Annotated in this window: 8 protein-coding genes and 1 tRNA gene; 4 read left to right on the forward strand and 5 right to left on the reverse strand. The window is 69.6% G+C overall.

The features are described from left to right. Positions 1 to 921: phenylacetaldoxime dehydratase family protein (locus ACR9ZK_RS19910; RefSeq protein ID WP_481343705.1), on the reverse strand; the 921-nt coding region annotated here is incomplete at its 3' end. A 99-nt stretch (positions 922 to 1,020) separates the two neighbouring features. Next, positions 1,021 to 2,535: an FAD/NAD(P)-binding protein gene (locus tag ACR9ZK_RS19915; protein ID WP_481343706.1), complete on the reverse strand. Its 1,515-nt coding sequence runs from the start codon at positions 2,533 to 2,535 to the stop codon at positions 1,021 to 1,023. A 734-nt stretch (positions 2,536 to 3,269) separates the two neighbouring features. Between ACR9ZK_RS19915 and ACR9ZK_RS19920 the strand changes: the two genes are divergently transcribed. Then, positions 3,270 to 3,812: a tyrosine-type recombinase/integrase gene (locus ACR9ZK_RS19920; protein WP_481343707.1), complete on the forward strand. Its 543-nt coding sequence runs from the start codon at positions 3,270 to 3,272 to the stop codon at positions 3,810 to 3,812. A gap of 73 nt (positions 3,813 to 3,885) precedes the next feature. On the opposite strand, the gene ACR9ZK_RS19925 is transcribed toward ACR9ZK_RS19920, so the two are convergent. Both ACR9ZK_RS19925 and ACR9ZK_RS19930 read right to left on the reverse strand, forming a co-directional pair. Beyond that, positions 3,886 to 3,975 (reverse strand) — tRNA-Ser (locus tag ACR9ZK_RS19925). 11 nt (positions 3,976 to 3,986) lie between these two features. Continuing rightward, on the reverse strand, positions 3,987 to 4,493 hold the full coding sequence (locus ACR9ZK_RS19930; protein ID WP_481343708.1) for a nucleoside deaminase: 507 nt from the start codon (positions 4,491 to 4,493) through the stop codon (positions 3,987 to 3,989). Between the two features lie 17 nt (positions 4,494 to 4,510). On the opposite strand from ACR9ZK_RS19930, the gene upp reads away from it, so the two are divergent. Further along, positions 4,511 to 5,149 carry a uracil phosphoribosyltransferase gene (upp, locus tag ACR9ZK_RS19935; RefSeq protein WP_481343709.1) on the forward strand — a complete coding sequence of 213 codons (639 nt, stop codon included), beginning with the start codon at positions 4,511 to 4,513 and terminating at the stop codon, positions 5,147 to 5,149. Between the two features lie 8 nt (positions 5,150 to 5,157). Here the strand turns inward: upp and ACR9ZK_RS19940 are convergent, their stop codons facing one another. Continuing rightward, positions 5,158 to 6,144: a small ribosomal subunit Rsm22 family protein gene (locus ACR9ZK_RS19940; RefSeq protein WP_481343710.1), complete on the reverse strand. Its 987-nt coding sequence runs from the start codon at positions 6,142 to 6,144 to the stop codon at positions 5,158 to 5,160. Between the two features lie 143 nt (positions 6,145 to 6,287). Between ACR9ZK_RS19940 and ACR9ZK_RS19945 the strand changes: the two genes are divergently transcribed. Together ACR9ZK_RS19945 and ACR9ZK_RS19950 are read left to right on the forward strand one after the other, a co-directional pair. Continuing rightward, positions 6,288 to 6,458 (forward strand): hypothetical protein, encoded by a 171-nt coding sequence (locus tag ACR9ZK_RS19945; protein WP_481343711.1) that lies wholly within the window; start codon positions 6,288 to 6,290, stop codon positions 6,456 to 6,458. Between the two features lie 25 nt (positions 6,459 to 6,483). Then, positions 6,484 to 6,862 (forward strand): PH domain-containing protein (locus tag ACR9ZK_RS19950; RefSeq protein ID WP_481343712.1); only part of this gene is annotated, 379 nt, incomplete at its 3' end.

Here is a 6,862-nt window from a genome sequence, read left to right on the forward strand (position 1 = left end):
GAGCGTGGACAGGTACTTCATCGCCGCGCCGAAGATCGCCACGTGGGTCGGGTGCTCCCTGGCCCAGTCGTCGAGGTCGGCCAGGCTGCGCCACCAGCTCATGCCGAAGCTCTTGTCGGTGGGTCGACCGTCGGCGTCGAGCAGGCGCACGTATCGGTTCGCGTAGCAGCCCACCGTCCGTCCCTCGTCGCGGAGGAACTCCATGCCGGCTCGGAGGGTGGGTTCGACCTCCTCGAGGTACATCCGGCGCTCGTCACCGTCGGTGTCGGTCCAGTCCTGCCCGGAGCGGATCAGACAGAGGTTGTGCTGGCCGGAGACTCGCCACCTTGCGCCGTTGGCCTCCGGTCGAGGCACGTCACCCGGCAGCAGCGCGTCGGTCTGGGATGCGGGGAGCCGGTCACGTGCCCCGCCCCAGTAGGCATGCTCGAGGACCTCGCCGCTGAGCCCGTCGGCCATCCGTGCGACACCTTCGCGGCGGTCGTTGGAGAACAACGTCTCGAACCGGGACACCGACGGTCGCAGGGTCTCGACGAAGAAGCCCGCCGTGTCGGTGAGGTGCTGGTCGCCGAGCCAGACGGCGTGGGCTCCGGCGAACCACCGGTCGTAGCGCTCCGGCTCGTCCCAGTAGGCGATGGTGATGATGGTCGTGTAGCCGGCTTCGTCGACGTACGTTGCCCGGTCGCAGTGCCGTGGACCGTCTGCGGCCGAGCACTCGTGGTCAAGCCGCGACAGAGCCGAGGTCACGCGCTCCGGCGCCGGCCCGGTGCCGTCGTACTGGACACCCAAGCAGGCCATCACCACCCGAGTCGTCGTCGGGGCGAACCGGGCCACGTAGGACGGGTACGGCGGCTGCCAGCCGGCCCTCAGGTGCGACTGTTCGGAGCGTGTCTGCGCCAGGTGCGGCGGGATTGCGGATTCCATCAGCGTCTCCTGCTTCTTCGTGGTCAGGCCACCCCCTCGGGAGGCGGCGTTTCGACCGCGCGGGGGCGCGGGGTCGTGCTGCTGCTGGGGTCACGTGTCCTAGGCGCCGACGGCCAGCGCCGAGCGGCGCGGGAGGGCTTGGGCCTTCTCGTGCAGGTCGTCGTGGATCGCTTTGGCGATGTCGGCGCTGCGACTTACCAGCACCGGCAGGCCGAAGGTGAAGAAGAAGGCGCCCCGGGTGAGGTCACCCAACGCGTACAGCGCGCCCGGCCCGTCGCGTCCGACGACCGCGCTCGTCCGTGCCAGCACCTGCAGGCCGCCCGCGTGGTGCCGGCGCGCCAGACCGTGGGCGATGGCCGAGTCCACGAGCGGCTCGACCTTGGGATGCACGCCGTAGACGGCCGGGGTGATGGCATTGACGACGTAGTCGACGTGCTCTCTTGCCGTGGCCAGCTGGACGTCGAAGGCCTTCCGGCGGGGCATGACTGAGGTCACGCCGCCTCTCACCGTCAGCTGACCCGAGTCCAGCATCGCGAGGATCTTCCTTGCGTTGACCTGCGGCATGGGGCAACAGCGGCTGATGATCGAACGCAGCGTCGCGGGCGACGCCAGGATGCGACGCTGGTCCTCGGGGGTCAGGCTGTACCAGATGTCTTGCCAGACCAGAGGTATCGACTTCTGGAAGATGAACGTCTCGAGGTCCGCTGCGTCGTGCGGCCGCTCGAGCTGCCGGCGCAACCATGCCGCCTGGTTCGCGGGTCCGGGTGCGGCGGGAAACAGCCCCCGGGTTCTCCCTCCCCAGGCCTGCACCTCCCGGTTGACGAGGCGCTCGACATCGACGAGGGGATACGTGCCGGTCGAGCAGGCAAGGTCGACCAGCTGCTCCGAGGTCAGGTGCTTCGCCGTCCAGGGCGGGCCGGGGCGCCGTACCAGCGGGAGGACTCCGGATCGTGAGTACATCCGGATCGGCCCGTTGTGCCCGCGTTCCCTCAACGCCACGGCGACGTCCACCGCGGTCAAGCCACTGCCCAGCACGCCGACCGCGGCATCCGAGCGTATGCCGTCGAGACGCTCGCGGGTCGGGTACGGGTCTGCGACGTACCCGTCGCAGCCGTCGAGACGGAACGGGTTGCCAAGCACACTGCCGCCGGCGCACAGGATGACGTAGTTGAACTCGTCGCGGCGGCTCCCAGCTCCCACGACGTAGCGCGACGAGCCGACCGGTACGAGCGAGGTGGCGCTCTCTTGCACGAACTCCACCGTCCAGCCCCGGCCGCGCAGGTCATGCACGAGCCCCTCCGCGTGCTGCAACAGGTACTGCCCGTACCGCTGGCGCGGGAGAAATACCTCCTCGGCGCTTCCGGGATCCAGGTCACCCTGACGCACCAGCCACCGCTTCGCGTGCGCGGTGTCCCCCTGACGGACGGACATGGCCTCCACCGGAGCGTTGGCGAGGATGTACTCACTGTCGGGCGCGAAGACTCGCCCGCGCCACGGCTCGGGGGCCGGGTCGTAGAGCGTCAGGCTGATATCGGGGTGACTGCGCAGGGCCTGGCTCAGGCTGTCCAGCATGCAGGCGCCCGCAGTCCCGAGCCCGACGACGGCGATTCTCATGCGTACTCACTCCCCAGGGCCTCGGCAGCGTGGGACGGGTGCCCCAGGGCAATTAAGACGCATCGACGTCCATTTGCCCCGGTTCGATGCGTTTTACATACGGTTTTCCCGCTTTCCCTTTACCAAGCTCTCAGAATGCGCCGGACGCATCCCACGCCGGGACAACGTCGCACCCCAGAAACGACCGTTCTCGGAGCACCTGCCACGGCAGCCAGCGTCGTGCTCGCGCGATTCTGCGCTCAGCAGCAGGCCGGCACGCGGGGTGGTCACGCGCGGATCCTGCGCAGCACGTCGATGCGGTAGTGCTGGGCAGGGCGTCACGATCCAGCGCTGCCGGCACAGGAGTGGCGGCAGCCCCACCTCGGTCTCGTGGGAAGGGTGCGACCGAGGACAAGCGACGTCGGGCTCGAACCCAGAGGAGGGTCTTCTGGGGCGTTCGCCGTCGCGCGGAGCAGAACCGTTGGTCGACATCGTTCGAGCGGCATCGAGAGCTCGTGCGCCTGAGCCACCGGGAGGGCGAGGTCATCGCCGCGCTGCGGCGTCAACGGCTGCGCCGAGAAGCGCGACCGACAACGGCTTGGGCAGCCGCAAGGACCTCCCGATGCCGTTCGGGTACCTGCTGGTCGGGGCTGCGGTCGTGCTCGTCATCTCGTTCATCGCGCTGGTCGTGTTCTGGCGCGAGCCGCGGGTGCGCACTCGGCACCGACGTAGACCTCGAGAGCCAGCTGCTCACGGTGCGCCGCAATAGGCTGCGACCCAAGTACTCCCACGGATGTGATGGAACGTGCGGCAAGGCCAAGGCCGGCTACTGCCCGCAACGAGTTCGCACCAATCCGGACACCGACACGACCAAGTCCCGTGCCGGCCGGCGCCAGATCGGCCTCCCAGCCCAACTTGCGCACCTCCTCGCGCAGCACAAGACGATCCAGGACCGCGAGCGTCAACATGCGGGTGACGCCTGGACCGAGGGAGGCTGGGTCTTTACGACAGAGACCGGGGCGCCGATCAGCCCGCGCACCGACTCGAGCCACTGGAAGCAACTCCTCAAGGACGCCGGCATCCATGACAGCCGGCTGCACGACGCCCGTCACACGGCGGCCACCATCCTGCTGCTGCTCGGCGTGAGCCAGCCGACGATGATGAGCGTGATGGGCTGGTCCAACCCCGCCATGGCCCAGCGGTACGCGCACGTCGTCGACCCGATCCGCCGCGACGTCGCCGAGCGCCTCGGCGGCCTCTTGTGGGACCCCGCCGAACCCCGCCGGGAGCTCAAATGAGACTACGAATGAGACGAGGACGGGAAACGCCGGTCAGGGCCCGAAGGCTCTGACCGGCGTTTCCGCAGGTGAATGGCGGTGGCGGTGGGATTTGAACCCACGGTGGAGTCACCCCCACACACGCTTTCGAGGCGTGCTCCTTAGGCCGCTCGGACACGCCACCGAGAGGAGACCTTACCGGAGCCTCCGGCCCTCGAAGAAATCGACGAGGAGCTCGGCCGACTCCCCTGCACGGACCCCGCCGACGATGTCGACGTTGTGCGTGGCGAGCGGGTCACGCGTCAGGTCCCAGACCGAGCCGCACGCTCCGGCCTTGGGGTCCCAGGCACCGAACACGACCCGGTCGAGGCGCGCCTGCATCGCCGCGCCGGCGCACATGACGCACGGCTCGAGGGTGACGACGAGCGTGCAGCCGTCGAGCCGCCAGGTTCCCCTCGAGGCGGCCGCCTCGCGCAGCGCGACGACCTCCGCGTGCCCGGTCGGGTCACCTGCCGCCTCGCGGACGTTGCAGCCGCGGCCGATGACGGCCCCGTCGCCGTCGAGGACGATCGCGCCGACGGGCACGTCCTCGCTCGACGCCGCGGCCGCCGCCAGCTCGAGTGCCTCGCCCACCCAGGCGTCGAACAGGTCGGCGGGCGTCGGGACGGCCGGGTCGGTGGAGGTCTCGGATCGCGTAGCCACGCGCTAAGTTTCCACCCATGGACGTCCACGTCGCAGATCACCCGCTCATCGCCCACAAGCTCACGTACCTGCGCGACAAGCGGACCGACAGCCCGACGTTCCGTCGCCTTGCCGAGGAGCTCATGACGCTCCTCGCCTACGAGGCCACGCGCGAGGTGCGCGTCGAGCCGTTCGAGATCGAGACGCCGGTCGCGGCGACCACCGGCATCAAGCTGTCCAACCCCAAGCCGCTCATCGTGCCCATCCTCCGGGCCGGCCTGGGAATGCTCGAGGGGATGGTCCGTCTGCTGCCGAGCGCGGAGGTCGGGTTCCTGGGCATGCAGCGCAACGAGGAGACGCTCGAGGCCGTCACGTACGCCAACCGCCTGCCGGACGACCTCACCGGGCGCCAGGTGTTCGTCCTCGACCCCATGCTCGCGACGGGCGGCTCGATGGGCGACGCCATCACGTACCTCGTCCAGCGCGGCGCCGACGACATCACCGCGGTGTGCCTCCTCGCCGCCCCCGAGGGCGTCGAGCACCTGCGGTCCGCCACCGAGTCCCTCGGCGTGCCGGTCAAGGTGGTTCTCGGCACCATCGACGAGAAGCTCAACGAGAAGGGCTACATCGTGCCCGGCCTCGGCGACGCCGGCGACCGCCTCTACGGCGTCGTCTGACCGATGCGTCAGCGCGGCACCGAGTCGCCCCACTCGGCGTCGCGCGCCGCACGGTACCGCTCACGGTCCTTCTTCGAGACGACCTCCCGGCCCGCTGAGCCGTCGGGGCGACAGACCCGGAACTCGACGAACCCCTTGTGCTTCAACGGCCGCCGAAGGATCCGCGCGGAGTCGGGTTGCGTCGCAACGACACCCGGTGCGGCCGCAGCCACCCACGAGAACTTCTCGTCCTCGTAGGACAGCTGGGCCCCCTTGAGCCGGCGATGCTCGGCCGACCGACTGACGCGAGCGCCGAAATGACACCAGTCCGGTTGCACCAGAGGACAGTCCTCGGCGTGCGGGCAGGGGCCGAGGAGGGTCCACCCCGCCACCCGGAAGGTATCCCGGACCCTCAGCACCCTGGCGTAGCCGTCCGGTGTTCCCGGCTCGGCGACGACGACGACGCTGCCACGCGCCATCGCGTTGAGCACGAGCACGTCCTGTTGTGACGCGTCGAGCTCGCTCAGCACGTACGAGACGGTGACGAGGTCCGCGCGCTGGTCCGGCCAGCGTCCGGCCACGGCGCGCTCGAACCGCGCGGATGCCAGGGACGGCACCGGCGCGTCACCCACGAGGGCACGGCCCAGCCGCAGGGCCTCGTCGACCTGGTCCAGGACGGTGATGCGCTCGAGCGTCGGAAAGGCAGCCGCAGCGGCCCACGCCGCCGCCCCGGTGCCCCCGCCGAGGTCGAGCTGGGTGGTCGGCGCGAAGCCGGACGCCGCGACGTCGTCGAGGATCCTCCTCAGCGCTGCATGGGTCGCGGGCATGCGGTAGGCGGCATAGGCGAGAACGTGCGCGGCCGACGCGAGGATGGGCGCCTCGGCTGGCGCGACGGCGCGGTACCGTTCCACGAGCGCCTCGGTGGTGCGCGCGAGCTCCCGCTGGTCGGCGCCCCGGACCGCGCTGGCCAGGGCGTCTCGCAGCTCGTCGGCGAACGTCGTGGTCGGGCGCGGCACCCGCCGAGGATATCGACGCCGATGGTCAACACGCGGACGTCGGTACCTCGGCACAGAAGCCCCTTACGGCACACTGGTTCCATTCCTGTGCCGTTGTGACTGTCAGGGCAGCCTCGGCCCCACCCTCCAAGGAGCGACATCCGATGGGCCCCAAGGCCAAGAAAGTCATCCTGATCGTGGTGCTGGCGTTCTTCGTCTACGCCGTCTTCACGTCGCCGACCAAGGCTGCCGACATCGTCAACAACATCTGGGGCGTCCTCGTCGACGGTTTCCACGCGATCCTCGCGTTCTTCAACTCCCTGCTGAACCGCTGATCCCGCCCCGGGTGAGGAGGCCACCGTGCAGCTGCGACTGACACGCGACGCACCCAAGGGGCTCGACCGGGTCCTGCTGCCGGGAGAGAAGCTCGTCGTCGCAGTGCACTCGCACTGGGCCACCCTCATCGAACCGGTCGCCTCGACGGTCGCCGCCCTCGTCCTCGCGATCTGGGTCGACTCCAACGTCACCCGGACCACCCAGGCGCTCGGCAGCATCGTCTGGTGGATCTTCCTGGCCGTCCTCGCGCGGCTGCTCTGGATCCTCTTCGACTACGGCAACCACTGGTTCCTCGCCACCGACAAGCGGCTCCTCCTGCGCTACGGGATCGTCACGAAGAAGGTCGCGATGATGCCGCTGCTCAAGGTCACCGACATGAGCTATGTGCGCACGGTGCCGGGAC

The sequence above is a fragment of the Monashia sp. HAY1-5C genome (assembly GCF_056755255.1).